Origin of the sequence: Sphingomonas sp. R1, assembly GCF_025960285.1 — a bacterium.
Taxonomy (GTDB): Bacteria; Pseudomonadota; Alphaproteobacteria; order Sphingomonadales; family Sphingomonadaceae; genus Sphingomonas.
Map to the genome: position 1 here is coordinate 1,653,087 of NZ_CP110111.1, position 25,892 is coordinate 1,678,978.

Sequence of the window (25,892 nt, forward strand, 5' to 3'; positions counted from 1 at the left end):
GTTTTATTTCACACCAGTCGAACGATGGGCCGCCTTCGAATACCGGAAGACGGCTCCACTTGTTTACTTGCGGATGAAGGCAAGCAGATCGGGGTTTAATACGTCTGCATGGGTGGTCAGCATGCCGTGAGGTAGGCTCTTATAGACCTTTAGTTCACCGCGCTTCACCAGCTTCACCGCCAGCAGGGCGGAATCGGCGATGGGCACGATCTGGTCGTCGTCGCCATGCAGGAGCAGCACCGGCACCTGGATTTTCTTCAGATCCTCGGTCTGGTCGGTCTCCGAGAAGACCTTGATGCAGTCATACTGCGCCTTGGCGCCGCCCATCATGCCCTGGCGCCACCAGTTCTGGATGATCCCCGGGGAGACCTTCGCCCCCGGTCGATTGAAGCCGTAGAACGGCCCGGTCGGCACATCGAGATAGAATTGCGCGCGGTTGGCGGCGAGCGCGGCGCGGAAACCGTCCAACACCTCGATCGGAAGGCCACCGGGGTTGTTGGCGGTCTTGAGCATCAGGGGCGGGATCGCGCCGACCAGAACGGCCTTGGCGACCCGTCCGGGCTTGGCGCGGGCGACATAGGCCGCGACTTCGCCGCCCCCCGTCGAATGGCCGATATGCACAGCGTTGCGAAGGTCGAGCGCCTCGGCCAGCGCAAGCATGTCCGCCGCATAGGTCGCCATGTCATTCCCAGTGTCGGTCTGGGTCGAGCGGCCATGGCCGCGACGATCATGCGCGATCACACGATAGCCCTGCGCAAGGAAGTACAACATCTGCGCGTCCCAGTCGTCTGCCGAAAGCGGCCATCCGTGGTGGAATACGATGGGCTGCGCGGTGCGGGGACCCCAATCCTTGTAGAAGATCGTCGTGCCGTCTTTCACCGTGAGCGTCGCCCCACCCGCCGCCTTCATCCGCGCGGCCGCTTGCGCGGCCGGCGCCACCGCCGCGACGGCGCCCAACGCCAGCGCGCCTTCGAGCAATTCCCGACGTGTGACGCCCGCGATGTCTCCCGTTCCGCCCATATCCACGCTCCCTTGGCCCCATCGGTGATTCGGATCGGAGGCGATGCACACCCGACCGGATGCATGGAGCATGGCAGCAGCGGTACGGCTGCGAAATCGAACCTAGGTATAGGAGGCACTGCCTTAGGGTGGCTGGCCGGATGAATTGGGCGGGTGCACCGCACATAGCAAAAGGGCCCCGAAGGGCCCACCAGTCTTCAGGCTGGAACTGCTGCCGACACTGTCGTGAACGCGGGGAATGGTGGAGCCGAGGGGGATCGAACCCCTGACCTTCGCAATGCCATTGCGACGCTCTCCCAGCTGAGCTACGGCCCCATTCCCCGGGAAGGCGGCCCCTCTATAAGGGCCTCGCGGGGTTGGCAAGCGCCTTTTTCGCGCTTGCCAAATTTTTTCCGACCTTACTGCTCGTCGTCGTCGCTGACGGTCTCGACGCCCAGGTCGTCGTCGCCGCCAAGATCGACATCGTCGTCCGGCGAGGGCTCCTCGTCGTCCGCGCCGATGTCCAGATCGTCATCGCCCACCAGATCCGAATCCTCGGCTTCCGGCTTGTCGGTGTTGGCCTTCACGGCCTCGAACGGCAGCGGCTGCTTCGACTTCAGGATCGGCTCGGGCTCCCAGGCGAAACCGCAATTGATGCAGGTGACCGGCTCGTCCTTGGTCAGATCATAGAAGCGCGTACCGCACTTCGGGCAGCTGCGCTTGGTGCCCCATTCCGGCTTCACCATGTGTTGCCTCTTCGCCTTTCGCTGTGTTCGGAGATTTCGGGATGTGATCCCGGAAAGTGGGGCGCGCCTTGCCATGCTGCAAGCCGCCTGTCAAAGCCGCGCCCATGTCGAACGCCGAACCTCGCCCTCTTACCCTCGCCGCCCGCGGTCCGCTGCGTGGCACCGTTACCGTTCCCGGGGACAAGTCGATCAGCCACCGCGCGATCATGTTCTCTGCCCTCGCCGTCGGCGAAAGCCGCATCGAGGGCCTGCTGGAAGGCGAGGACGTCCTCGCCACCGCCGCGGCGATGCGGGCGATGGGAGCGCAGGTCGAGCGCGGCGAAGACGGCGTATGGCGCGTCCACGGCGTCGGTGTCGGCGGGCTGCAGCAGCCGGTCCAGGCGCTCGACATGGGCAATAGCGGCACCTCCACCCGGCTGCTGATGGGCCTCGTGGCGTCCCAGGGCATCACTGCCACCTTCACCGGGGACGCCTCGCTCTCCAGCCGCCCGATGGGGCGGGTGATCGAGCCGCTCAGCCAAATGGGCGCGGAGATCACGGCCAGCCCCGGCGGTCGCCTCCCGCTGATGCTGCGGGGCATGTGCCCGGCGGTGCCGATCGAATATACCCTGCCTGTTGCCTCGGCGCAGGTGAAGTCGGCGATCCTGCTTGCCGGCCTTAACACGCCCGGCATCACCCGCGTGATCGAACCCGTCCCCACCCGCGATCATAGCGAGCGGATGCTGCGCGGTTTCGGCGCCGAGCTGACCGTGGAGGAAGGACCCGACGGCAAGACCATCTCGATCACCGGTGAGGCGGAACTGAAGCCGCAGCACATCGTCGTGCCGGGCGATCCTTCGTCGGCTGGTTTCTGGATGGTGGCGGCGTCGATCGTGCCGGGCTCGGAGATCACCATCGTCAATGTCTGCATGAACCCGACGCGCACCGGGCTGATCACAGCGCTGCGCCTGATGGGCGCCGACATCGCGGAGACCAACGCCCGCACCGTCGGCGGCGAACCGGTTGCCGATCTCGTCGTCCGCCACGCGCCTCTGAAGGCGATCGAGGTACCGGCCGATTTGGCGCCGAGCATGATCGACGAATATCCGGTGCTGTTCATTGCCGCGTCGATGGCCGAGGGTCGTACCGTGGCGCGCGGCGCGCACGAGCTGCGCGTCAAGGAATCGGACCGGATCTCCACGATGCGCACCGCGCTGGAAGCGTGTGGCGTGGTGACCGAGGAATTCGAGGACGGTCTAGCCATCGAGGGATCGGCCGGCAAGCCGCTCACCGGCGGCGGATCGGTCGCGACCAAGCTCGACCACCGCATTGCGATGAGTATGACGGTGGCAGCGCTCGCCGCCGAACGGCCGATCGCGATCGACGATGTCGCACCGGTGGCGACCAGCTACCCCAACTTCTTCCCGACGCTCGAGGCGCTGACCGCCGCATGATCCGTGCCGGGCGCCGCGAGGTCCTGGCCGGGCTTGCCGCCGGGTTGGTCGCGGCCCCTGCGCTCGCCCGCACCCTCAGGATTCGGACGGAGCCCGATCGGGAGGGGATGGTGGCGGTGGCGGGGGGACGGGTTTATGTGCGGATCAATGGCGACCTCAACGGCCCACGCCCGCCGCTGATCTATGCCCATGGCGGCCCGGGCAGCGGGCATGCCGGGCTGCTGCCGCTCACCGCGCTGGCCGACGAGCGCGCGGTGATCCTGTGGGACCAGCTCGATTCGGGCCGCTCCGATGCCCCGCTCGACCCGCACAACTGGCGGGTCGAGCGCTTCGTCGACGAGTTCGACCGGATCCGCAGCGCGCTCGGCATCCGCCGCTGGCATGTCGGCGGGGGGAGCTGGGGCGGCACGATGGCGCTCGAATATGGCGCAAGGCAGCGCCCCGGCACCGCCAGCCTGATCCTGCAATCGCCCCTCGTCGCGACCAGGACCTGGCTCGCCGATGCCGGGATCCTGCGCGCGCAGATGCCCAGGCGGTGGCGGGAGACGCTGACCGCCTGCGACAGCGCGACGCCGCCGCCCGCCCGCCGGTGCGACCAGGCGACCGACGCCTATTATGCCGCGCACGTCCGGCGCGCGCCGGTGCCCCCGCTGATCGCGGACTATCGCGCCGCGCAGCCCGCCCATGCCGGCGACACGCTGTATCAGCGGATGTGGGGGAAGAGCGAGTTCGTCTCCACCGGCACGCTGCGCGACTATGATGGCGAGCCGCTGCTCGATCGGCTGCCGGGCGCGCGCACCTTGTTCGTGTGCGGACAATGGGACGAGGCACGCCCGGCAACGGTGGCCGCCTATGCGCGGCGCGTGCCGGGGGCGAGCTTCCGCGTGGTCCAGGGAGCGGCCCATGTGATCACGCTGGACCGGACGCAGGCCTATCTCGCCCTGCTCCGCCGCTGGATGGCGCGACACGACGACGCCTGATCGCGGCCGTTTCGCGGCAAGTCCCTTGACGGGGCGGCCTGCACTGGCGAGGGAACCGCATGATCATTGCTGTCGACGGCCCAGCGGCTTCGGGCAAGGGCACGATCGCCCGCGCGCTCGCCCGCCATTACGGCCTGCCCCATCTCGATACCGGCCTGCTCTATCGTGCCGTCGCCGCCAGCGTGCTGCGCGAGGGACTCGATCCTGCGAAGGAGGCCGATGCGGTGGCGGCAAGCGGCTTTGACGACCGTCTGCTGGCGGAACCGGAGCTGCGTACCGACGCGATCGGGCAGGTCGCCTCGATCGTCTCGGCGCATCCGCTGGTCCGCGCCGCGCTGCTCCAGCGCCAGAAGAAATTTGCCCAGCAGCCCGGCGGTGCGGTGCTGGACGGGCGCGATATCGGCACGGTGATCGCCCCCCAGGCCGAGGTGAAGCTGTTCGTCAAGGCAACGCCGATGATCCGCGCCCAGCGTCGCCATCTGGAACTGCGCAAGGCCGGGCAGAATGTCAGCCTGGACAAGGTGCTGGCGGATATCCGCGCCCGGGACGAGCGCGATTCGAAGCGCAGCGAGGCGCCGCTGACCCAGGCGCCGGACGCGGTGACGCTGGATACGAGCTTCCTGTCGATCGACGCCGCCGTGCAGCGTGCCATCGAGATCGCCGAGCGCCGCTGACCCCCACGACGTCAGGCGGCGACACGGCAAAAGGCCGGGATGGCGAACCATCCCGGCCCTCCGGCCTTTGCCCCGGGGGTCGGGGCTCGCAGCTTAACGGAACAGCGAGGTGATGGTCTGCGGCGCCTGGTTGGCGATCGACAGCGCCTGCACGCCGAGCTGCTGCTTGGTCTGCAGCGCCTGCAGCTTGGCCGATTCCTTTGCCAGATCGGCGTCGACGAGATTGCCGATGCCGCTCTCGATCGTGTCGGAGAGCTTGCTGGTGAAGGTCTGCTGCGCATCGATCTTGCGCGAGGCGGCGCCGAGCTTGCCGAGTACCGACGTGAGGTTGCTCTGCGTGGTGGTGATCGTGTCGATCATCGCCTGGGCCGACGCCTGGGTGCTGATCGTCGCGGAGGACGAGATCGTGATGTTCGACCCGCCCAGATCGAGGCCCTGATTGTCGACGGACAGCGAGTCCGGGTTCCAGGCGGTGGACGCGGTGTTCGAGTCCTGCAGCGACTGCAACGCGGTGACGGTGCCGCCGCCCGACTTCAACAGGTTGGTGCCGTTGAAATCAGCCGAATTGACGATCGTGGTGATCTGGTCGCGCAGCGCGGTGAAGTCGTTGTTGAGCTGCGTGCGGCTGTCCGTGGTCTGGCCGGCGTCCGCCGCCTGATAGGCCTTGGCCTTCATCTGGTTGACGATGTCGGAGATCTGCTCGGCACCGGCGACGGCGACGTCGGTCACGCTCTTGGCGCGGCTGAGCGACGACGACACCGACTTCAGGCCGCCCAGATCGCTGCGCAGGCCTTGCGCGATCGTGTAGGTCGCCGAGTCATCCTTGGTCGACGAAACCGCAAGGCCGGTGTTGATGCGGCTCTGGGTGGTCGACAGGTCCTTCTGCGTCTGGTTGAGGCTCTGCAGAGCCGCCATCGCGCCGACATTGGTGTTTACCGAAAATGCCATGAGGAGTTCCTTCTTGGATTGCTGCCGCTTCTGCGGCGTGGGCCGGAAGCGCCGGCCCTCGACAAAGCGCCACCGCGCCTTGCCCATCCATTCTGGAAACAAGATCTAACCAGGAACCTAATATCAATATATTTCACCGTATGAAATCTTGCAACAATGCCCCGTATTATGGAGATTACAGCAACTCTTCATCACGATATTTAGCGAAATCACATGCGCTGCAAACGACACGTTTCTGGCGTTTTGCTTCGTTGCAGCACCCAATACAGTTCATAACGCCAGGTTAATTGAGAATATGATGTTAAGTGGAGGCAATACTCAAGCCAACCACTACGATGATCTGTCAGCCACAACCAAGGATCACGCGTCGGCGCCCTGCGTAACGTCGCGGCCGGCGACCGATCGGGGCGGGATCACAAGGCTGCAGATACAGATCGCCCCGCGGCGTTCAGCCTCATGACGGGCCGCTGATCTCTCATCAACCACCCGCAAGGCACCGAATTTCCTGAGCGACCGAGGACGAATCGGCGTTTCGGCTCAAGCGCCTTCAACCGACGGCGGAACGCCCGGATTCGCCAGGGCGACCAGCGTCGCACCAGCGCGACGCAAGGGGACTCGTCCGCACCGGACACCACCCCTCCTCGGCCGGCATCGATCTCCGGCGGCACTTTCCCTGCCGTACAGGCCCCAGGCGAGCCGCGCGGGGCGCGGCTCAGGCTTCCACGATCTCCGCCTGGTGGTGCACGCAGCAGGTCGGGCACGCATCGCCTTCGATGGTGTAGAGGATGGCGTTCCGGTCCGTCGCCACCCCGTCGACACGCACGCGGCGGCGCAGCCCCGGACGGCGCGGATCGTCCAGACGATAGACGCCGCCCGCCAGCACCGGCAGCCGTGCGGCCTGTGGACTCCAGCCGAACTGCACAAATTGATCGGCGCCATCCATCGCTTCGGGAAGATGGCTGGAAGCAGCCAGTGTTGCGCCGCTGAAATACTCCTTGAGTAGATAGGGCATCCCCTGCCTCCCTGATCGAGGACCGTCACGCATCAATATCGCTGGCGGTACAAATACTATGCCATGCCGTGCACAACAATTGTCGGTCGCTCCGGAATGGAACCAAGCTTCTCCACTTCGGAGACAGGGGCGAAAACCTTGCTTTCGCATGCCGATCGCGGTAAGGCGCGCGCGTCCTGCGGGCGGGTGCTCGTGGGGGATGGCGCTGGGAGCATGCTCCCCTGCGCCCTTTTCGCGTTTCGGCGCGTTCTGGTCGTCCTCCACCTGCAACCGTGCGAAGGATGTCGCGACCGGCATTCGGCCGCCGCGGCGTTTCTGGCCCTCAAGACCGCCGGACCCAACCGGCTGGCCGGAAAGAACGAACACTAGGAACCTCTTTTTTATGGCCACTTCGGCAACACCTTCCCGCGACGATTTCGCGGCACTGCTCGACGAAACCTTCGGTCAGGCGGACGGCTTTGAAGGCCGCGTCGTGATCGGCACCGTCACCGGCATCGAGAACGACCTCGCCGTCATCGACGTCGGCCTCAAGTCCGAAGGCCGCGTGCCGCTGCGCGAATTCGCAGCGCCGGGCCAGAAGGCGGACCTCAAGGTCGGCGACGAAGTCGAAGTCTATGTCGACCGCGTCGAGAACGCGAACGGCGAAGCGATGCTCAGCCGCGACCGCGCCCGCCGCGAAGCCGCCTGGGACAAGCTGGAAGCGGAATTCGCCCAGAACACCCGCGTCGAAGGCGTCATCTTCGGCCGCGTCAAGGGCGGCTTCACCGTCGACCTCAACGGCGCCGTGGCCTTCCTGCCGGGCAGCCAGGTCGACATCCGTCCGGTGCGCGACGTCACCCCGCTGATGGACATCGCCCAGCCCTTCCAGATCCTCAAGATGGACCGCAAGCGCGGCAACATCGTCGTGTCGCGTCGCGCGGTGCTCGAGGAAACCCGCGCCGAGCAGCGCTCGGGCCTGATCCAGAGCCTCGCCGAGGGCCAGGTGATCGACGGCGTCGTCAAGAACATCACCGACTACGGTGCGTTCGTCGACCTGGGCGGCATCGACGGCCTGCTGCACGTCACCGACCTGAGCTACAAGCGCGTCAACCACCCGTCGGAAGTCCTGAACATCGGCGACACCGTCCGCGTTCAGATCATCCGCATCAACCGTGACACGCAGCGCATCTCGCTGGGCATGAAGCAGCTCGAGAGCGATCCGTGGGATGGCGCGAGCGCGAAGTACCCGGTCGGCGCCAAGCTGTCGGGCCGCGTGACCAACATCACCGAATATGGTGCGTTCGTCGAGCTGGAAGCCGGCATCGAGGGCCTGGTCCACGTGTCGGAAATGAGCTGGACCAAGAAGAACGTCCATCCGGGCAAGATCGTCTCGACCTCGCAGGAAGTCGAAGTCGTCGTGCTCGAGGTCGATCAGGAAAAGCGCCGCATCTCGCTCGGCCTCAAGCAGGCCCAGCAGAATCCGTGGGAAAAGTTCGCCGAAGAGCACCCGGTCGGTTCGACCGTCGAGGGCGAAGTCAAGAACGCCACCGAGTTCGGCCTGTTCATCGGCCTGGACAACGACGTCGACGGCATGGTCCACATGTCCGACATCGCCTGGGGCATCTCGGGTGAGGACGCGCTGGCCCTGCACCGCAAGGGTGAGACCGTCACCGCGATCGTGCTGGCCGTCGAAGCCGACAAGGAGCGCATCTCGCTCGGCATGAAGCAGCTCGAGCGTGGCGGCGTCGCCGCTGCCGGTTCGACCGGTGGTGCCGATCGTCTGGGCAAGAACTCGATCGTCACCGTCACCGTCCTCGAAGTCCGCGACGCGGGCCTCGAAGTGCAGGTGGGCGACGACGGCGCGACCGGCTTCATCAAGCGCACCGATCTCGGCCGCGACCGCGACGAGCAGCGTCCGGAGCGCTTCCAGGTCGGCCAGAAGTTCGATGCGATGGTGACCGGCTTCGATCGTTCGAAGAAGCCGACCTTCTCGGTCAAGGCGATGCAGATCGCCGAAGAGAAGCAGGCCGTGCAGCAGTATGGCTCGTCCGACTCGGGCGCGTCGCTGGGCGACATTCTGGGTGAGGCCCTCAAGGCCCGCAGCCAGAACAACTAATCCGGTTGCGAAAGCAGGGGTCCGGGCGCCGCGGAAGCGGTTCCCGGACCCTTCTTTTTTGATTTTGACCATAAATATACCACATCTGCCGGTTGCTGCAGATTGGCAAAAAGCGCTAAGGTTTCCTTGGGGATAGCCGTTCGCGGCCAGATTGGGCGCGGTTGCCAAGGGAGGGGCGCGAATGATCCGTTCTGAGTTGGTTCAATTGCTGGTACAGGACAATCCGGGGCTTTCGCTCCGCGAGGTCGAGCAGATCGTCTCGATCTTCTTCGACGAGATTGTCGGCCGGCTGAGTGAGGATGGTCGCGTCGAGCTGCGCGGCTTCGGGGCATTTTCGACGCGTGCACGCGAGGCGCGGCAGGGCCGCAATCCGCGCACTGGCGAATCGGTCGAGGTGGACGCCAAGCGCGTGCCGTATTTCAAGCCGGGCAAGGAGATGCGCGTCCGCCTGAACATGTGATGCGCGCTTGACACGCGGCGTGCGGCAGCGTCTTGCCTGCCGCCCACTGCGGACGTGGCGGAACCGGTAGACGCCGGAGACTTAAAATCTTCTGCCCCTCGGGGCGTGCGGGTTCGAGTCCCGCCGTCCGCACCAGGTGCCTGGATCACCAGGCCTCGGCGATCGGCCGCCCTTCCCGCCATTCGGCGATGCGGCGGCTGGTCCCCGACGTGGTCCCGCCCGGCAGCGCCGCGGGATCGAACGCCGCCGCCTCGACGATCTCCAGCGATGGCCGAAAGGCGAACGCGACCTGCTCCACCACCGCCAGCGTCACCGTGTCGCGCCGGAAATTCGGGCGGTGCTGCAACGTGCCGAGCAGCCGAATCGCGCCGTGCGACACCATGCCCACTTCCTCGCGCAATTCGCGCAGGACCGCCGCTTCGGCCGTTTCGCCCGCTTCCTGCCCGCCGCCGGGCAAATGCCAGCCGGCGACATAGCTGTGCCGCACCAGCACGACGCGCCCCTCGGGCGTGCACGCGATCGCGCGGACGCCGCGCGTGCGGGGGCGGGTGACGAACCAGCCGATGGTGCGCACCGCCAGATAGCCGCGCAGCGCCACGGCGATGAGCGGCGCGGCCAGCGCGCGGAAACGGAGCGGAGACGTGGCCATGCCGCGATGCTAGGCGAGGTGGCCGTCCCAGGGAAGCCGCGGGGTTGGCAGCGCGGCCCGGCTACCATAGAGCTTGGCCTCCGCCGCCCGGGACCCGCTGATGCCACGCCTCCGCCTGCCCCTGATCGCCTTGCTGCTGACGGCGTCCGCCTGCGGCCCGGAAGGCCAGCGCAGGGACGATGCGCCGGTGGTGGTCAGCGCGATCGGAAGCGGCCAGCTCCTGACCGATCCCGGCGCGCGCCCGATCGACGAGGCGCAGGCGATCGCGCTGGCCGCCACCGCGCAGGGGCTGGTGCGCTTCGACGGCAACGGCCAGATCGAACCCGCGCTCGCCGAGCGCTGGAACGTCTTCGACGACGCCCGCAGCTATATCTTCCGCCTGGGCGAGGCGACCTGGCCGGATGGCCAGCCGGTCACGGCCGGGGAAATCGTGCGCGCACTGCGGCGTGCGGTGGCCGGCAACAGCCATAGCCGCCTCGCCCCCTATCTGGCGGTGATCGACGAGATCGTCGAGATGACGCCCCAGGTGATCGAGGTGCGGCTGAAGAGCCCGCGCCCCGATCTGCTCAACCTGTTCGCGCAGCCCGAACTCGCGGTCTTCCGGCCGCGCGGGCTGGCCGGATCCGGCCCCTTCCGCATCGTCGCGGGCAAGCGCGACGGGCTGCTCCTGCGCCCGGTGGATACGCCCGGCGATGACCCCAAGGCCGCGCCCGCGCCGGAGGATTATGTGCGGCTGCGCGGGGAGACCGCGGCGGCGGCGATCGCCCGTTTCCGCGCCGCCGCCTCGGATCTGGTGCTCGGCGGCACCCTTGCGGACTGGCCGATCATCGAGGCGGCGGGCATTGCTCCGGAAAACGTGCAGCTCGAGCCGGCAGTGGGCCTGTTCGGGCTGGCGGTGCTGCACCGCGACGGCTTTCTGTCGACGCCGCAGAACCGCGCCGCCATCGCCATGGCGATCGATCGCGGCGCGCTTACGGCGGCCATCGCGCCGGACTGGGCACCCGCCGAGACCATCCTGCCGGCCAAGCTCGATTCGGCGGCGCCGCCCGCGCCGGGCAGCTGGATGACGGTACCCACCGACCAGCGCCGCACGCTTGCCAGCCAGCGCGTGCGCGAGTGGCAGGCGGTGCATCGCGGGCCGGTGGAAATCCGGATCGGCCTTCCCGCCGGGCCGGGTGCAACCTTGCTGTGGGGGCATCTCGCCTCGACCCTTATCGCGATCGGCATCTCCCCCGTGCGGGTCAGCCCGGACGATGCCCGCGCGGACCTGACCCTGGTCGATGCGGTGGCCCCTTATGACAGCGGGCGCTGGTATCTCGACCAGGCGTGCCGCGCCTGTTCGGACGACACCGCGACGCTGATCGCCGCCGCACGCGACGCGCCGGACCTCTACAACCGCACCCACCGCATCGCCGAGGCGGATGCGATGCTGGCGAGCGACGTTGCCTTCATCCCGCTCGCGCAGCCGCTGCGCTGGTCGATCGTCGCGCTGCGGCTGGTCAACTGGCGGGGGAACGCGCGCGCCTGGCACCCGTTGAACCACCTGCGCAAGCAGTGAGGGTCAGGCATGGCACGGGCGACACGGATGAACGAGGGTTTTGCACAGCGGCTGCCGATCGGCACGGACGCCGCGGCCGTGCGCCAGCGGATCGAGGCGATGGAGCATCTGCTCGAAGGTCTGGTGCGTATCCCGGGGTTGCGTCGCAAGGTCGGCCTGGACGTGCTGCTCGATTTCGTGCCGGGCATCGGCCCCACTGCAGCCGCCGCGATGGGCGCCTATCTCGCCTTCGAGGCGCGCAATCTGGGCATGCCGAAGCGTACCGTCGCGCGCATGGCGGGCAATATCGGGATCGATTGGGCGCTCGGCATGATTCCCTTCGTCGGTGCGGTGCCCGATTTCTTCTTCCGCTCGAACACCCGAAATCTGCGGCTGATCAAGCGCTATCTCGACAAGCATCACCCCGCCAGCAGGGTGATCGACGCCTGAGCCCTAGGCGGCGGTGCTGACAGGCCTGCCGCTGCGCCTGGTCAGAGGCGAGGGCCCAGCCCTACGCCGCCGATCGGCTGCGTCTCGGCGATTGTCTGCAGGCCCGCAATCAACGGCCTGCCCTTGGCGATGGCGGCGCGTACCGCGGGCAGGGCCAGCGATCCGGCATGCGCCTCCTTCGACGTCCATGCCTCGGTGATCCACAGCACGTCCGCGTCGGTTGCGTCGCTCGCGACGACATAGTTGAGGCAGCCGGGCATCGCGGCGGTGCCCTCGATCAGGATGGCGGCAAGCGCCTCGCGCTGCCCCGGCACGGCCGTCATCTTGCCGACCCGGCCGTAGGTCGCGCCGGATGCCGCTGCCGCGGCCGAGGTGCCGCCGATGCCCAGGGCCGTGGCGCCGGCGAGGAAGGTGCGTCGTTCCAGTGCCATCGGCTCAGCGCCCGCGCCAGATCTGGAGCGGTGCATCGTCCCCCGCGCCGCCGGTGCCCGCCTCGCAGCGGTGATAGCGAAAGCGAGTGTCCAGGCAGAGCCACAGTTCGTCCAGCCAGCCTTCGCGATTGGTCGTCACCCGGATCGCCTCTACCGGAATCGCACGGTTCGCGGCCGCAAAGGCGCGCTTGAAATCGCCCACGGTGCCACCGCTGCGCGACAGCGCGTCCATGTCGGGATAGCGGATCTGGCGGTACAATGCGGTCGAGCGCCGGAAATAGGCTTCCGGGGTCGTCTTCATGCACGTGCCGTGCTTGGCCCATTCGTGCTGGATGAGCTGTTCGGACGGGGTTGCGCACATCGTCTTGCGGATCAGCGCGGGCGGCAGGATCGGGGTCGCCTTGCAATATTGCGGCCACGTCTTCCCCGGCGCGTCCGGCCACAGGCCGTGCAGCGTGAAGCCGAACCCCGCGCCGCCGCAACGGAACGCATTGGCCGGAGAATCGCCATGCGCGCGGCAAATGCCGGGCGCCCAGGTCAGCGCCAGCGTATAGCTGCTGATCGGCAGCACGCGGCGGGGCTCCTTGGCGCTCGGCAGATCGGGCAGCGGCCGCTCGACCTTGCGGGGTGCGACGCACATCTGCGCCTGCGCAAGCGCCGTCCCCGGCAGCATTGCCGCGACCATCCCCAGCCCTGCCCAAAGTGCCTTCATGCCGTCGTCCCTCACAGGCTTGCGAAATCGAGGCCGATATCGGCCGCCGGCGCCGACTGGGTCAGCCGGCCCACGCTGACATAGGTGACGCCGCTCTCGGCGATGGCCCGGATCGTATCGAGGCGCACGCCGCCCGATGCCTCGGTCGGGACGCGTCCGGCGACCAGCGCCACCGCCTCCCGCAGCGTCGCGGGCGCCATGTTATCGAGCAGGAGGTGCGTTGCCCCGGCGCCGAGCGCGGGCTCGATCTGTTCGATCCGGTCGACCTCCACGATGATCCGCTCGATTCCCGCCGCCACCGCACGGGCCACTGCCGCTTCCACCGATCCGGCGACGGCGACATGATTGTCCTTGATCATTGCCGCGTCCCACAGGCCCATGCGATGATTGGTCGCGCCGCCCATCCGCGTCGCGTATTTCTCGAGCACGCGCAGCCCCGGCAGCGTCTTGCGCGTATCGAGCAGCGTGGCCCCGGTGCCGGCAATCGCTTCGACATAGCGGCGCGTCATCGTGGCGATGCCGCTGAGATGCTGCACGGTGTTGAGCGCCGAGCGCTCGGCGGTGAGCAGCGCGCGCGCCTGCCCCTGCAGGCGGAGCAGCGCGGTGCCCGCCGCCACCTGTGCGCCGTCCTCGACCAGCCGCTCGATCGCCACCGCGGGGTCGAGCGCGCGGAAGAAGGCCTCCGCGACGGCGAGGCCCGCCACGGTGATGGGATCCCGGCTGTCCATCACGCCCTCGAACCGCGACTCGGCGGGGATCACCGCCGCCGCGGTGATGTCGCCCCGGTCGCCGAGATCCTCGGCAAGGGTTGCTCGCACGAACGAGTCGCAATCGAAGCCGGGAAGCACGAAGGTCATGGCCGGGCTGTAGAATCCCCTGGCGACGGCGTCTACGCGAACTGCACATAGGGCGGACGGCCGTCGCGATACTGTGTCGCCGGCGCGTCGAACCGGAAGCCGCCGGCCGCCAGCCGGATCAGGATCTGCCGCGTGTGCAGCAGCGCGGTACGGCTGTCCTCCACCGAGGCCGGATCGGCAAGCGCGACCGGCGCGATCATCACGCCCCGCGCCCGGCGCGTCAGCAGCCCCGCTCCAACCATCGCGGACACGCGGCGATGCGCGGTGGACGCCGGGAGGCCCAGCGCGCGGGCGATCGCGCCGGTCGAGATCGGCCGCCACAGCGTGTCGGGCGGAACCACCTCGAAATCGGCATAGGCGGCAGCGAGATCCCTGTTCTCCAGCAGGGTGCGGGCATTGGCGCACAGGATGGCGTTGACCAGCGCCATGTCGGTCCAGGACTGGAAGCGATGGGCGTGGAATTCGATGCCGGTCAGCAGAACGTCATGGGCCGCGGCGAGCCCGGTGTGCCAGTCATAGGGCAGATGCCGCCGCGGCTCGGGCAGCGGCAGGCCGTGCGCAGCGAAATCCTCGGCCATGCGGACCAGCGCATCGTGGGAGGTGCGGAACAGCGCAGCAATTTCGGGACGGCTGTGCACCGCCTCCGGCACGCTCACCCCGGCAGGGCTGCGGGTGCACAGCCCCATGGCGCACAGCGCATGGATGTGGCGCCGCATCGTCTCGAAGGGGCGGCCGAGCGAGGCCGCGAGTGCGTTGATGCTGATCGCCTTGGCGCTCCGCCCGTCGCCCCGCGCATGGCCGGCGCCGTGCAACGACAGCATCTCGCTGGCCCGCGCCACCACCATGAAGATCACGGCGCGGTCCAGATCGCCGTCCAGCGCGCGCATCCCCGCGGCGATCATCGTCAGCTGCATCTCCGCGATCAGCCGCACCATCAGCCGCCCCATGGGCAAGCCGGTCGCGCTGCGCTCGGGCGCCGGAATGGACCGTATCACTTCCTGCATCGGCGAAATCGCACCAGCGCGGGACAAGGAACGTACAGGCCCTCATTCTCCCACCAGAATGAGTACCCGAAGATTTGCGAATCGTTACTAGCCCATATCAATGCTGCGGTCGACGTACCGGGGGGTCGCCGAACCATAATGACATATTCGACGTTGCCAGACGCGTGGCCGGATGCATGGGTTGCCGCGGCCGCTGCCTTGCGAACCGAGCGTGAAGCCGCCGGCATGTCGCTTGACCAGCTGGCCGCGCGAACGCGGATCGGCCGCACCCATCTGGAGTGGATCGAAGGCGCGCGGTTCGATCGCTGCGGCGCCCCGATCTATGCCATCGGATTCGCCCGCGCCATCGCCCGCACGCTGGAGCTGGCGGAGACGCCGATCCTGGCCTCGATCCGCGCCGGTCATGCCGAACGCGCCCCCTGCCTGCAGGCGCCGCCACGCCCCGTCCGGCGCGCGGCGATGCCCTCGCTGGGGCTCGCCACCACCGCCACGCTGCTGCTGACGCTGCTCGGCGTGGTGCGCGGCTGAGCGATCAGGCCGGTACCGGCCCGAGATCGCCCTGCCCCACCGTCGCGCCGGCGAGCTCGAGCATGCGATCCAGGCTCTTCTTGGCCCGGACGCGCAGGCCCTCCTCGATCTCGATCTTGGGGCTGAGGTCGCGCAGCGCGAGGTAGAGCTTCTCCATCGTGTTGAGCGCCATGTAGGGGCAGATATTGCAATTGCAGTTGCCGTCCGCACCCGGCGCGCCGATGAAGTTCTTCTCCGGCATCGCCTTTTGCATCTGGTGGATGATGTGCGGCTCGGTCGCGACGATCAGCGTGTCGCCGGGCATCGTCTTGGAAAAGTCGAGAATGCCCTTGGTCGAGCCGACATAGTCGGCATGATCGAGGATATAGGCCGGACATTCGGGGTGCGCGGCGATCGGCGCGCCGGGATGCTCGGCCTTGAGCTTGAGCAGCTCCGTCTCGCTGAATGCCTCGTGGACGATGCACACCCCCGGCCACAGCAGCAGCTCGCGCCCGGTCTTGCGCTGGAGATAGCCGCCCAGGTTGCGATCGGGCCCGAAGATGATCTTCTGGTCCGCCGGGATCTGCGCGAGGATCTTTTCGGCCGAGCTGCTGGTGACGATGATGTCGCTCAGCGCCTTCACCTCGGTCGAGCAGTTGATATAGGTCAGCGCGATGTGATCGGGGTGCTGCGCGCGGAACGCGGCGAACTGGTCGGGCGGGCAGCTGTCTTCCAGGCTGCAACCCGCGTCCATGTCCGGCAGCACCACGATCTTGTCGGGCGAGAGGATCTTGGCAGTCTCCGCCATGAAGCGGACGCCGCAAAAGGCGATCACGTCCGCATTCGTCTCGGCGGCCTTGCGGCTGAGGTCGAGGCTGTCGCCGACGAAATCGGCCAGATCCTGCAGTTCGGGCTTCTGGTAGTAATGCGCCAGGATCACCGCGTTGCGCTCCTTGCGCAGCCGCTCGATCTCGGCGCGGAGATCCAGTCCGCTGAGGCTGCCGCCGATGCCGTTGCGCGCGTCCATTCCCAAAACTCCCGTTGTGCGCCCGCCACATGGCCCGGCTGGGCGGCTGGATCAAGGGAGCGGCGACAGTGTTGAGACGCAACGGTCGCACCCGGGCTGCCCGCATCAGACGACCGTCCGGCGGGCGATCAGCATGCCGCCCGCCGCGGAGAGGGCGTCAGGGCCAGTTCGGCGTCAGCGGTCGGTGGCTGCCGGCGGTGCCGGCAACGATCCCTTTCGCCAGCGCCGTGCCGGCAGGACTGAACGCAATGCCGTCAGCGACCGCCTGCACGCCCAGCATCAGGCCGATGCCCCAAGCCCAGGCGGGGTGGATGCGCCCATCCCGCCGGTAGTCGGCAAGGATGCCGATGATCGGGAACACCAGCACCGCCACGAGCGCCGCATACCAGGCATAGGGCATCAGCAGCGGCATCGGCAGCATGCGGCCGAACCCCGGTCCGGTGAGGATCGCCATCGCGCAGAACATCAGCCGGCGGTGCCAGCCGGTGCGCCGCCGCATCGTGAGCGCGGCGAACACCAGCGCGCCGAACAGCATCAGCTGCGCCGGATTGCTGATCAGGAACTGGCGAACGTCGAAGAAGAAGGGCGCGCCGTGCTGCACCGACAGCACGGTCATCAGCGTGCCCAGCGCCACCATCAGCGGCACCCACAGCAGCGCCAGCCAGCCCAGCCGGCGGTGCAGCGCCAGCGATCCGCTGCCGACGAACACGTTCTGCGCCAGATACAGCGCAACCCACCCGAAAAAGACGAAGGCATGGACGTGCACGATCGCCGGCACCGCGAAGCTCGAACGGCCCATCACGATGTTGAGCGAGAAACCGGCGACGATGATCGCCGCCATGACGAACGACATGATCACGAAAAATCGCATGTCGTCCCGATGTGCACGCGGCACCGCTTGCAAGATTGTCGCCATCGACCACCCCTCCGATGGACGGGAATCATAGCGCAAGTGCCGCAAGTTCACAATGCGTTAACCCACGAGGACTCGCGGTATCCATGTCGTTACTGCGGCAGTATTTTCCAATCGTTGCCATCACCGGCCACCCGCCCGCGCGCCTGCAGATCGAGCAGGTGCGCCAGCACCGAGCGCGCCGCCGCGCCGTGCAGCCGCGGATCGAGGCCGACATACATGCGCGACACCATGTCGGGCACGGCGCCGATCCCATCGCCGAGAAGCCGGAGGATCTGCCCCTCGCGCTGCCTGCGATGGCCTGCGAGCCCGCGGACGAAGCGACGGGGATTCTCAATGGGCTCGCCGTGCGCGGGATAGTAGATGCGGTCCTGCTCGCGCGCCATCAGCGTCTCGAGGCTCGCCATATAGTCCGCCATGTTCCCGTCCGGCGGGGCAACCACGGTGGTCGACCAGCCCATCACATGGTCGCCGGTGAACAACGCGCCGCTTTCCTCCAGCGCGAAGCAGAGATGGTTGGACGTGTGCCCCGGGGTCGCCACGGCACTGAGCGTCCAGCCCTGCCCTGCCACCTGCTCGCCATCGGCAAGCACGACATCGGGCGCATAGCCGGTATCGAAGGCGGCATCCGCACGCGGACCCGCATCGTCGAGCACCAGCGGTGCGCAGCCGATGATCGGGGCGCCCGTTGCGGCCTTGAGCGCAGGCGCGGCGGGGCTGTGGTCGCGGTGGGTGTGGGTGCACAGGATCGCGCGCACGGGCCGCCCGCCGATCGCGGTGAGCAGCGCGGACAGATGGTCCGCCTCGTCCGGGCCGGGATCGATCACGGCAAGATCGTCGGTGCCGACCAGATAGGTCTGCGTGCCGGTATGGGTGAACGGAGAGGGGTTGCCCGCGAGGATCCGCGTCACCAGCGGCTCCAGCGCGATCGCAAGGCCCGTGGGCGCATCATCGGTCATGGCGATGCATTTGGGCATTCCGCGTGCGGAGGCAAGCCGGAGGGGAGCGGGGCCGGCCCCGAAGGAATAGGCCGGCCCCGCCGAGTGCACCGCCGCGGGGATTGTGCGACGGCGCCCTACGCTCAGTCGTCGTCCTTCGCGTCCTCGCGCAGTTCGGCCAGCGCTTGGTCGATCCCGGCCAGCGCTTCGGCACGCTGGGAAGCCGTGAGGCTGGTTTGCATCTCGATCGTGCGACGGGCGTGCTGCAGGCTCATCAGCGCGCTGTTCATCGCCATCTTCTTGGTGTGTTCGGCCATGCGCGCACTATGTTCGGCGTCGAACGACGCCATCCGGCTGGCGTTCGCGCTCATCGCGGCAATCCGGTCGCTGCAGATGATCATCACCTGCTTGTTGCCCTCGCTGCGGTGTTCGACGGTGGGCGCATCGCCCTTGCCGCACTTGCCGTCGCGAATCTCGGGGATGCTCGCCTGGATCGCCGCCATGTCCGGCATGGTGATTTCCTGGCGCTTTCCGTCGCGCTGGATGATCACCATCCTCTTGATGCCCTTCCCGTCCTGCACGGTCCGGTCGATCCGCACGACATGGTGCTTGCCGACGGGGCCTTCGGGGATCGCGGGTGCGGCCGGTGCCGGCGGCGCGGCGGGTGCCGGGGGTGCTGCCGGCGCGCCGGGGGCGGCGGGCGCCGCCGGGGCGGCCGGGGCAGCGGGCGCGGCAGGCGCGGCCTGCGATTGGATCGCGTCGCCCATGCTGGTGCGGAGGCGCTCCGCGGCCTGGCTGCCCGAGGCGGTCAGCGCCAGCGCGGCGAGCGAAACGGTGGTGATCCCGGCCAGCCCCGCGCCGATGCGGATGGGGGAAAGCTTCCGGTGAATCGAGAGCATGCGTAATCTCCCTTTGACGTCGTTTATGGTGTGGAGGTGACAAGCCGCCGAGACCGCGCCCCCATGCGCGGACTTGACGATCGCACGGCCATAGGCATGGCGCAGTGCCTGGGCGCGGCCGGCGAGCACCAGGGCGTCGCAGGCCATTTCCTGATCGGCGCGGAAGGCGCGGAACGCCCGCCATGCGACCGGATTGAACCAGTGGGCGGCCAGCACGATCAGCGCGGCCCAGTTGGCGACTAGGTCGCCGCGCAGATGGTGGCCGAGTTCATGCGCGAGCGCGAGATCGCGTTCGACCTCGTCGTAGCGCTCGGAAAAGTCGCGCGGGAACGCGACATATTTGCGGAAGATGCCGAAGGCGAGCGGGCCGTGCGCGGCATCGGTCTCGATCACCCGCACCCGGCCCTCGGCCACGGTACGATCGACCCGCGCCCGCGACAGCAGGTGCCGGCAGAAGCGGCGATGCGCGACCAGATGATAGCCAAGGAACAACAGCGCGCCCGCGCTCCACAGCGCCAGCAGGAGCAGCGTGACGTTCAGCCCTTCGGCTACCGGCGTCGGCGCGACCAGCGCGGCGGGCAGAGGATGGGCGCCGGCGCTCAGGTCGATGGTAAGCACCGCCCCCTGGTCGAGGTTCGCCGGTAGCGTGTCGGGATTGAGCACCCCCATCGCCACCGCCGGCGCCTCGGCCGCCCTGCGGGTGAGCGGCGCGAGCAGCGCGCTCAGATGCCATTGCCCCGGCAGCGGCGGCAGCAGCATCCGCGCGGCGGGCAGCACCCACAGCGCATAGGCAAGCTGCGGCCCGAATGCCTTGCGCACGGGCCCACGAAGCGCAAGCGCCAGCAGCATCAGCAGCGTGCTTGCGAGCAGGGTTTCGATCCACCAGCCGATCATTGCTTCAGCTCCTTCAGGAGAGCTTCGATTTCGGCGATGTCCTGGTCGGTGATGGCGTCCCGTTCCGCCAGATGCGCCACCAGCGGCGTCAGCCGGCCGCCGAACAGCCGGTCGATCAGTTTGCGCGACTCGCCTACCACATAATCGCCCCGCGCGACGAGCGGGCGATAGCGGTAGCGCCGCCCCTCTTCCTCATGCGCGATGACGTTCTTGGCGAGCAGCCGCCCGAGCAGCGTCTTGACCGTATTGGCGCTCCAGTCGCGATCGGCGGGTACCCGCTCGGTCACTTCCTGCGCGGTGAGCGGCGATTCCTCCCACAGAACCTCCATCACCGCATGTTCGGCTTCGCTGATTCGCTCGGTCATACACCCTCACTGACTACGCCTGTAATCGTCTCGATTACGTCTGTAGTCAAGCGGGTGAATGCGGGGTGAACGCTGCGGTCGGCCCGGAAACTGTCGGCGAGGCTTACAGGCGCAGCAGAGGGTTAACCGCCGTTGACCACCAGGATCGGCCCGCAAGCGCGTTTCTGTCCTTCTGGCACGGCGCCTGCATCGTCACGGGTACCCCAAAGCGTCCAACCCCAAGACGCTTCAGGGCGGGTCGATGGTACACCGGCATGGCCATCGACCCGCCCGCACCGGGTTCTTCCAGGCCCCTCACCCACACAGCCTCACGCCTCCACTCTCATCCCGCGCCGACCTCGCACACCACCGTCATCCCCGCGAAGGCGGGGATGCATTGGTGGGCCCTCCACGGCTCTTTCGGCGACGTCCTGGCAAATGGATTCCCGCCTTCGCGGGAATGACAACGGAGTGGGGGAGAGGGCATCCCAAAACCGAAAAGGGCCCCCGCCGCCGGCGAGAGCCCTTCCCTTACCTCGTCACGAAGATCGCGCCTCAGGCCGAAGCCGCGACGCCCTTGTCGGCCATCAGCTGGGTCAGCTCGCCGCTTTCGTACATTTCCATCATGATGTCCGAACCGCCGACGAACTCGCCCTTCACATAGAGCTGGGGGATGGTCGGCCAGTCGGAAAAGGCCTTGATGCCCTGGCGGACGCCCTGGTCCTGCAGCACGTCGACGCTGTCGAACTCGACGCCGAGATGGTTGAGGATCGCCACGGCACGGCTCGAAAAGCCGCACTGGGGAAACAGGGGGCTGCCCTTCATGAACAGCAGCACGTCGCTGCCATCGACCAGCTGCTGGATGCGGGCCTGGGTATCGTCGGTCATTGCTTACTCCTCGGGCGTCGCTTCGGTGGTCAGCTGGAGCGCGTGGAGCACGCCGCCCATCCGTCCACCCAGCGCCGCATAGACGGCCTGATGCTGCCGCACGCGCGGCATGCCCCGGAACATGGGGGCGACGACCCGCGCTGCATAGTGGTCGCCGTCGCCGGCGAGATCGGTGATCTCGATCTGCGCGTCGGGGATGCCGGCGCGGATCAGCGCCTCGATCTCGGCAGCGGGCATCGGCATGTTACTTGGATTCCATCAGCTGGCGGCGCGCCTCGACGGTCTGCTCCTCGATCGCGCGGCGCACGGTGGCGTCGTCGATCTCGACATTCGCGGCGAGCATGTCGCCGAGCAGCTTGCGGATCACGTCCTCGTCGCCGGCTTCCTCGAAATCGGCCTGGACGACGGCCTTGGCATAGGCGTCGGTCTCTTCGGGCGTGAGGCCCATCTTGGCGGCGGCCCACTGGCCGAGCAGCTTGTTGCGACGCGCGGTGATGCGGAACGCAATATCCTCGTCGCGCGCGAACTTCGCCTCGAACGCCCGTTCGCGATCGTCGAATGCGGTCATCATATGCCCCTTAGCTAAACTCGGGACCGAAATAGGAGGGCCGGGCCGCGCTGGCAACGGGGGTGGTTGCGGATGGCGGTGGAGCTTCCTGTCATCGCCAACCCGTTGGCAGTTGGGGCCGCGCTCAAGAATCCCACCATTGACCATAATAGAAAGCGCGTTCGAGCGGAATCTCGGCAGTCCATGCCAGCACGATCAAGAAAAACAACGCGAGCCAGCGCTTCCAGCCTCGCGCACAACGAAACGCCGAAACAAGACACAGCGCGGAAAGGACAAAACATACTGCCCAGCTATGAAGCTGCGGTGCGTAGCGCTCGGACGCCGTGACAACGGCAACGAACGCGTTCGCCAACAGCCCAAGCGACACGCCAAGAGCAAGTTGTGCGCCGACACGGCGAGGTCGATCAGCAACAGCCGGTGAGGACATGCGCCCGTTTAACACTGTCGCAGCGTGGGGAGAAGCCTGTCGCCGGACAGCTACCCCGCAACCCGCACCACCACCTTCCCGATCACCGCCCGCGCCGCCATCTTGGCGATTGCAGCGCCGCCCTCGGCGAACGGGAACACCTCCGTCACCCGCGGCGCGATCTTGCCTTCGCTCCACAGCCGGAACAGCGTGTCGACGTGCGCGCGGTTGGCTTGCGGGTCGCGCGCGGCGAAGGCGCCCCAGAACACGCCGCAGACGTCGCAGCTCTTGAGCAAGGTGAGGTTGAGCGGCAGCTTGGGGATGCCGGCGGGGAAACCCACCACGAGATAGCGCCCCTCCCAGCCGATCGCGCGCAGCGCCGGCTCGGCATAGTCACCGCCTACGGGGTCGTAGATCACGTCCGCGCCCTTGGGGCCGACTTCCGCCTTGAACGCCTCGGCCAGCGCCTTCGAGGCTTCCTTGTCGAGGGGGCCGCGCGGATAGACGAGCGCCGCATCCGCCCCCGCCGCCCGCGCGGCCTCGGCCTTTTCCTCGGAGGAGACCGCCGCCACCACCGTCGCGCCGTACGCCTTGCCCAGCTCGATCGCCGCCAACCCGACGCCGCCCGCCGCGCCCAGCACCAGCAGTGTCTGCCCGGCCGTCAGCCTGCCGCGGTCGAGTAGCGCGTGGATCGTCGTCGCATAGGTGAGCAGCAGCGCAGCACCTTCCTCGAAGCTGCGGCCCTCGGGCAGGCGGTAGAGCTGCGCCGGGCTCAGCAGCAGCTTCTCAACGAGCCCGCCATGGCCCGGCACCGCGATCACCCGGTCGCCCGGTGCCCAGTCGGTGACGCCCTCGCCGACCGCTTCGACCACACCCGCGATCTCGCCGCCCGGCGCGAACGGCCGGGGCGGCTTGAACTGGTAGCGATCCTCGATGATCAGCACGTCGGGATAGTTGATCGCGCAGGCCCGCACCGCGACCAGCACCTGGCCCTTGCCCGGAACCGGATCGGGCAGTTCTTCCAGGCTTAGAGTATCAGGTCCGCCCAACGCCTTCGACAGCAACGCCTTCATGTCCGCCTCCTACAGCGATCCACGGGCGTTCATGCGCAACCGCGGATTCGAATTTCGAAATCGCGGTATCTTGTGCCAGCGTCATGCCGATCTCGTCCAGCCCCTGCATCAGGCAGTCGCGGCGAAACGGGTCGAGCTCGAAGGCGAAGCGGTCCTGGAAGTCGGTGGTGACGGTCATCGTCTCCAGGTCGACGGTGATCTCGTTGGCGGTCGCCACCTGCACCAGCCGGTCGATCGCCTCCTGCGGCAGCACCACGGTGACGATGCCGTTCTTGAAGGCGTTGCCCGAGAAGATGTCGGAGAAGCTCGGCGCGATCACTGCCTGGATGCCAAGATCGGCCAGCGCCCAGGCGGCGTGCTCGCGGCTGGAGCCGCAGCCGAAATTCTCGCCCGCCACCAGGATCGGCGCGCCCGCATAGCGCGGATCGTCGAACAGATTGCCCGGCTCCGCGCGCACGCTTTCGAAAGCACCCTTGCCCAACCCCTCGCGCGTCGTGGTCTTCAGCCAGTGCGCGGGGATGATGATGTCCGTATCGATGTTCTTGGCGCCCCAAGGGTAGGCGCGGCCCGAAACCTGCTGGATCGGCTCCATCAGCGGCGCTCCGCCGACACGGTGTTCAGATGCATGGACACAGCTTTCCTAACGCGTGGCCGGCGGCCACCCAAAATAGCGACAATCGACCGCCCGCGTCAGCGCGGCGCGACGACGGTCCGCTCGAGCGCCGGGATGGTCTTGATCGGCGTCTCCGGCCGCGGGTAGGCACCCGCATAGGCAGCAGCGACTCCGCTCAGCACGGTTCCGGCAATCAATGCGACGAGCGCCTTTTTCACGGCGTCTATCCCCTTATCCGTTACGCCTGGTTCGCCATCAACTCGCGAACGTCCGTCAGGTGCCCGGTCACCGCCGCAGCCGCCGCCATTGCGGGCGAGACGAGATGCGTGCGCGAACCCGGGCCCTGCCGCCCTACGAAATTGCGATTTGAAGTGGAAGCACAACGTTCTCCGGCCGGAACCTTATCGGGGTTCATTGCCAGGCACATCGAGCAGCCCGGCTCGCGCCACTGGAAGCCCGCTTCCAGGAAGATGCGGTCGAGCCCCTCTTCCTCGGCCTGGCGCTTGACCAGCCCCGAGCCCGGCACGATCAGCGCCTGGCGGATGCGATCGGCCACCTTGCGGCCCTGCACCACCGCCGCGGCGGCGCGCAGGTCCTCGATCCGGCTGTTGGTGCACGATCCGATGAAGATGTGCTCCACCGGAATATCCTGCATCGCGGTGCCGGGGGTGAGGCCCATATAGTCGAGCGAGCGCTGCGCGGCGGCGCGCTTCGAGGGATCGTCGAAGCTCTCGGGGTCGGGGACGACGCCGGTGATCGGCACAACGTCCTCGGGGCTGGTGCCCCAGGTGAGCGAGGGCGCGATGTCCGCCGCGTCCAGCGTCACCACCTTGTCGTACACCGCGTGCCTGTCGGTCGGCAGCGTCTTCCAATAGGCGACCGCACGGTCCCATGCCTCGCCGGTGGGGGCGAGCGGGCGACCCTTGAGATAGGCGAAGGTCTTCTCGTCCGGCGCGATCAGGCCCGAGCGCGCGCCGCCCTCGATCGACATGTTGGAGATGGTCAGCCGCCCCTCGATCGAGAGGTTGCGGATCACCTCGCCGGTGAATTCGATGACATAGCCGGTGCCGCCGGCCGCGCCGATCTTGCCGATGATCGCCAGCACCACGTCCTTGGCGCTGACGCCGTGGCCGAGCGTGCCGTCGACGCGGACTTCCATCGTCTTCGACTGCTTGAGCAGCAGCGTCTGCGTGGCGAGCACATGCTCGACCTCGCTGGTGCCGATGCCGAAGGCCAGCGCCCCCAGCGCGCCATGTGCCGAGGTGTGGCTGTCGCCGCAGACCAGCGTGGTGCCGGGCAGCGTGAAGCCCTGTTCGGGCCCGACGACATGGACGATCCCCTGCCGGGCATCGAGCGCGTCGATATAGGGCACGCCGAACTCGGCGACATTGCCGCGCAGCGCCGAGAGCTGGCCGGCGCTGGCCGGATCGGCGATCGGCAACGCGTTGCCGGCGGCATCGACGCGCGGGGTGGTGGGCAGGTTGTGATCGGGCACCGCGAGGGTAAGGTCGGGGCGACGCACCTTGCGATCGGCCGCGCGGAGGCCGGCAAAGGCCTGCGGGCTGGTGACTTCGTGGACGAGGTGGCGATCGATATAGATCAGGCAGGTGCCATCGTCCCGGCGCTCGACGACATGGTCGGCCCAGATCTTCTCGTACAGGGTGCGCGGTTCACTCGACATGCGCGCGCTTTAATCGAATCGTGCGCGGATGCAAGGTTGAGGGACATTTTCTGCCGCCGCGCTGCCCGTGTCAGACGGGACGCTGGCGATAAAGAAGCGCCTTGGTCATATTTCAAGGAATCATCCGAGGTAGTGGTTTGACCGAGAGCATCGT

At 67.7% G+C, this 25,892-nt stretch carries 30 protein-coding genes and 2 tRNA genes; 9 read left to right on the forward strand and 23 right to left on the reverse strand.

Going from position 1 to position 25,892, the window contains the following annotated elements:
- Positions 1-63 precede the first annotated feature (63 nt).
- The 3 genes from OIM94_RS07970 to OIM94_RS07980 form a co-directional block, all read right to left on the reverse strand.
- Positions 64-909 (reverse strand): alpha/beta fold hydrolase, encoded by an 846-nt coding sequence (locus tag OIM94_RS07970; RefSeq protein ID WP_264609864.1) that lies wholly within the window; start codon positions 907-909, stop codon positions 64-66.
- Between the two features lie 350 nt (positions 910-1,259).
- A tRNA-Ala gene (locus tag OIM94_RS07975) sits at positions 1,260-1,335 on the reverse strand.
- Between the two features lie 83 nt (positions 1,336-1,418).
- Positions 1,419-1,745, reverse strand: a complete 327-nt coding sequence (locus OIM94_RS07980) for a TIGR02300 family protein (RefSeq protein WP_121074901.1) — start codon at positions 1,743-1,745, stop codon at positions 1,419-1,421.
- A gap of 104 nt (positions 1,746-1,849) precedes the next feature.
- On the opposite strand from OIM94_RS07980, the gene aroA reads away from it, so the two are divergent.
- Genes aroA through cmk form a run of 3 tightly spaced genes read left to right on the forward strand, consistent with a single transcriptional unit; the run spans position 1,850 to position 4,832 of the window.
- A complete protein-coding gene (aroA, locus tag OIM94_RS07985) occupies positions 1,850-3,178 on the forward strand; it encodes a 3-phosphoshikimate 1-carboxyvinyltransferase (protein ID WP_264609532.1) in 1,329 nt (442 codons plus the stop codon).
- Positions 3,175-4,158 carry an alpha/beta hydrolase gene (locus OIM94_RS07990; protein WP_264609533.1) on the forward strand — a complete coding sequence of 328 codons (984 nt, stop codon included), beginning with the start codon at positions 3,175-3,177 and terminating at the stop codon, positions 4,156-4,158. The genes aroA and OIM94_RS07990 overlap by 4 nt, the downstream gene beginning before the upstream one ends.
- A gap of 59 nt (positions 4,159-4,217) precedes the next feature.
- Positions 4,218-4,832: a (d)CMP kinase gene (gene cmk / locus OIM94_RS07995; RefSeq protein ID WP_264609534.1), complete on the forward strand. Its 615-nt coding sequence runs from the start codon at positions 4,218-4,220 to the stop codon at positions 4,830-4,832.
- A 93-nt stretch (positions 4,833-4,925) separates the two neighbouring features.
- Here cmk and OIM94_RS08000 read toward each other — a convergent pair whose 3' ends face one another.
- Both OIM94_RS08000 and OIM94_RS08005 read right to left on the reverse strand, forming a co-directional pair.
- Complete coding sequence (locus OIM94_RS08000) at positions 4,926-5,780, reverse strand: flagellin (RefSeq protein ID WP_264609535.1); 855 nt, start codon at positions 5,778-5,780, stop codon at positions 4,926-4,928.
- Positions 5,781-6,492: 712 nt separating this feature from the next.
- Positions 6,493-6,792, reverse strand: coding sequence for a hypothetical protein (locus tag OIM94_RS08005; RefSeq protein ID WP_264609536.1), 300 nt, complete (start codon positions 6,790-6,792; stop codon positions 6,493-6,495).
- A 382-nt stretch (positions 6,793-7,174) separates the two neighbouring features.
- Between OIM94_RS08005 and rpsA the strand changes: the two genes are divergently transcribed.
- The 3 genes from rpsA to OIM94_RS08020 all read left to right on the forward strand — a co-directional run bounded on the left by rpsA (position 7,175) and on the right by OIM94_RS08020 (position 9,482).
- Positions 7,175-8,887, forward strand: coding sequence for a 30S ribosomal protein S1 (gene rpsA, locus OIM94_RS08010; protein WP_264609537.1), 1,713 nt, complete (start codon positions 7,175-7,177; stop codon positions 8,885-8,887).
- Positions 8,888-9,068: 181 nt separating this feature from the next.
- Complete coding sequence (locus OIM94_RS08015) at positions 9,069-9,347, forward strand: integration host factor subunit beta (protein ID WP_264609538.1); 279 nt, start codon at positions 9,069-9,071, stop codon at positions 9,345-9,347.
- A 48-nt stretch (positions 9,348-9,395) separates the two neighbouring features.
- Positions 9,396-9,482: transfer RNA gene (locus OIM94_RS08020), tRNA-Leu, on the forward strand.
- Between the two features lie 10 nt (positions 9,483-9,492).
- Here OIM94_RS08020 and OIM94_RS08025 read toward each other — a convergent pair.
- Entirely contained in the window at positions 9,493-9,996 is a 504-nt protein-coding gene (locus OIM94_RS08025; protein ID WP_264609539.1) for an NUDIX domain-containing protein, read from the reverse strand.
- A 100-nt stretch (positions 9,997-10,096) separates the two neighbouring features.
- Between OIM94_RS08025 and OIM94_RS08030 the strand changes: the two genes are divergently transcribed.
- Together OIM94_RS08030 and OIM94_RS08035 are read left to right on the forward strand one after the other, a co-directional pair.
- Positions 10,097-11,554: an ABC transporter substrate-binding protein gene (locus OIM94_RS08030; protein WP_264609540.1), complete on the forward strand. Its 1,458-nt coding sequence runs from the start codon at positions 10,097-10,099 to the stop codon at positions 11,552-11,554.
- A 9-nt stretch (positions 11,555-11,563) separates the two neighbouring features.
- Complete coding sequence (locus tag OIM94_RS08035) at positions 11,564-11,983, forward strand: DUF4112 domain-containing protein (protein WP_264609541.1); 420 nt, start codon at positions 11,564-11,566, stop codon at positions 11,981-11,983.
- Positions 11,984-12,024: 41 nt separating this feature from the next.
- On the opposite strand, the gene OIM94_RS08040 is transcribed toward OIM94_RS08035, so the two are convergent.
- Genes OIM94_RS08040 through OIM94_RS08055 form a run of 4 tightly spaced genes read right to left on the reverse strand, consistent with a single transcriptional unit; the run spans position 12,025 to position 14,987 of the window.
- The gene (locus OIM94_RS08040) at positions 12,025-12,414 is read right to left on the reverse strand and encodes a putative quinol monooxygenase (protein ID WP_264609542.1); all 390 of its coding nucleotides are present in this window, start codon (positions 12,412-12,414) and stop codon (positions 12,025-12,027) included.
- Positions 12,415-12,418: 4 nt separating this feature from the next.
- Complete coding sequence (locus tag OIM94_RS08045; protein WP_264609543.1) at positions 12,419-13,126, reverse strand: ribonuclease T2 family protein; 708 nt, start codon at positions 13,124-13,126, stop codon at positions 12,419-12,421.
- 11 nt (positions 13,127-13,137) lie between these two features.
- Positions 13,138-13,983: a carboxylating nicotinate-nucleotide diphosphorylase gene (gene nadC, locus OIM94_RS08050; RefSeq protein ID WP_264609544.1), complete on the reverse strand. Its 846-nt coding sequence runs from the start codon at positions 13,981-13,983 to the stop codon at positions 13,138-13,140.
- Positions 13,984-14,015: 32 nt separating this feature from the next.
- Positions 14,016-14,987 (reverse strand): winged helix-turn-helix domain-containing protein, encoded by a 972-nt coding sequence (locus tag OIM94_RS08055; protein ID WP_264609545.1) that lies wholly within the window; start codon positions 14,985-14,987, stop codon positions 14,016-14,018.
- A 225-nt stretch (positions 14,988-15,212) separates the two neighbouring features.
- Here OIM94_RS08055 and OIM94_RS08060 point away from each other — a divergent pair, with 225 nt between their 5' ends.
- Positions 15,213-15,515 (forward strand): helix-turn-helix domain-containing protein, encoded by a 303-nt coding sequence (locus OIM94_RS08060; protein WP_264609546.1) that lies wholly within the window; start codon positions 15,213-15,215, stop codon positions 15,513-15,515.
- 4 nt (positions 15,516-15,519) lie between these two features.
- On the opposite strand, the gene nadA is transcribed toward OIM94_RS08060, so the two are convergent.
- The 13 genes from nadA to leuC all read right to left on the reverse strand — a co-directional run bounded on the left by nadA (position 15,520) and on the right by leuC (position 25,738).
- Positions 15,520-16,521 carry a quinolinate synthase NadA gene (gene nadA, locus OIM94_RS08065; protein WP_264609547.1) on the reverse strand — a complete coding sequence of 334 codons (1,002 nt, stop codon included), beginning with the start codon at positions 16,519-16,521 and terminating at the stop codon, positions 15,520-15,522.
- Between the two features lie 157 nt (positions 16,522-16,678).
- Positions 16,679-17,392, reverse strand: a complete 714-nt coding sequence (locus OIM94_RS08070) for a hypothetical protein (RefSeq protein WP_264609548.1) — start codon at positions 17,390-17,392, stop codon at positions 16,679-16,681.
- A gap of 134 nt (positions 17,393-17,526) precedes the next feature.
- Entirely contained in the window at positions 17,527-18,393 is an 867-nt protein-coding gene (locus OIM94_RS08075) for an MBL fold metallo-hydrolase (protein WP_264609549.1), read from the reverse strand.
- A gap of 122 nt (positions 18,394-18,515) precedes the next feature.
- Positions 18,516-20,165, reverse strand: a complete 1,650-nt coding sequence (locus OIM94_RS08080; protein ID WP_264609550.1) for a M56 family metallopeptidase — start codon at positions 20,163-20,165, stop codon at positions 18,516-18,518.
- Positions 20,162-20,530, reverse strand: coding sequence for a BlaI/MecI/CopY family transcriptional regulator (locus OIM94_RS08085; protein ID WP_064313166.1), 369 nt, complete (start codon positions 20,528-20,530; stop codon positions 20,162-20,164). The genes OIM94_RS08080 and OIM94_RS08085 overlap by 4 nt, the downstream gene beginning before the upstream one ends.
- A 534-nt stretch (positions 20,531-21,064) precedes the next feature.
- The gene (grxD, locus tag OIM94_RS08090) at positions 21,065-21,397 is read right to left on the reverse strand and encodes a Grx4 family monothiol glutaredoxin (protein ID WP_084582175.1); all 333 of its coding nucleotides are present in this window, start codon (positions 21,395-21,397) and stop codon (positions 21,065-21,067) included.
- A 3-nt stretch (positions 21,398-21,400) separates the two neighbouring features.
- Positions 21,401-21,640, reverse strand: coding sequence for a BolA family protein (locus OIM94_RS08095; RefSeq protein WP_064313164.1), 240 nt, complete (start codon positions 21,638-21,640; stop codon positions 21,401-21,403).
- 1 nt (position 21,641) lies between these two features.
- A complete protein-coding gene (locus OIM94_RS08100) occupies positions 21,642-21,965 on the reverse strand; it encodes a DUF1476 domain-containing protein (protein WP_264609551.1) in 324 nt (107 codons plus the stop codon).
- Between the two features lie 124 nt (positions 21,966-22,089).
- Positions 22,090-22,392, reverse strand: coding sequence for a hypothetical protein (locus OIM94_RS08105; RefSeq protein ID WP_264609552.1), 303 nt, complete (start codon positions 22,390-22,392; stop codon positions 22,090-22,092).
- A 50-nt stretch (positions 22,393-22,442) separates the two neighbouring features.
- Entirely contained in the window at positions 22,443-23,444 is a 1,002-nt protein-coding gene (locus tag OIM94_RS08110; RefSeq protein ID WP_264609553.1) for an NADPH:quinone oxidoreductase family protein, read from the reverse strand.
- Positions 23,407-24,036 (reverse strand): 3-isopropylmalate dehydratase small subunit, encoded by a 630-nt coding sequence (gene leuD / locus OIM94_RS08115; RefSeq protein ID WP_264609554.1) that lies wholly within the window; start codon positions 24,034-24,036, stop codon positions 23,407-23,409. Before leuD ends, OIM94_RS08110 begins: the two co-directional genes overlap by 38 nt.
- Positions 24,037-24,134: 98 nt before the next feature.
- Entirely contained in the window at positions 24,135-24,275 is a 141-nt protein-coding gene (locus tag OIM94_RS08120) for a hypothetical protein (RefSeq protein ID WP_264609555.1), read from the reverse strand.
- A 20-nt stretch (positions 24,276-24,295) separates the two neighbouring features.
- Complete coding sequence (leuC, locus tag OIM94_RS08125) at positions 24,296-25,738, reverse strand: 3-isopropylmalate dehydratase large subunit (protein ID WP_264609556.1); 1,443 nt, start codon at positions 25,736-25,738, stop codon at positions 24,296-24,298.
- Between the last annotated feature and the right edge of the window lie 154 nt (positions 25,739-25,892).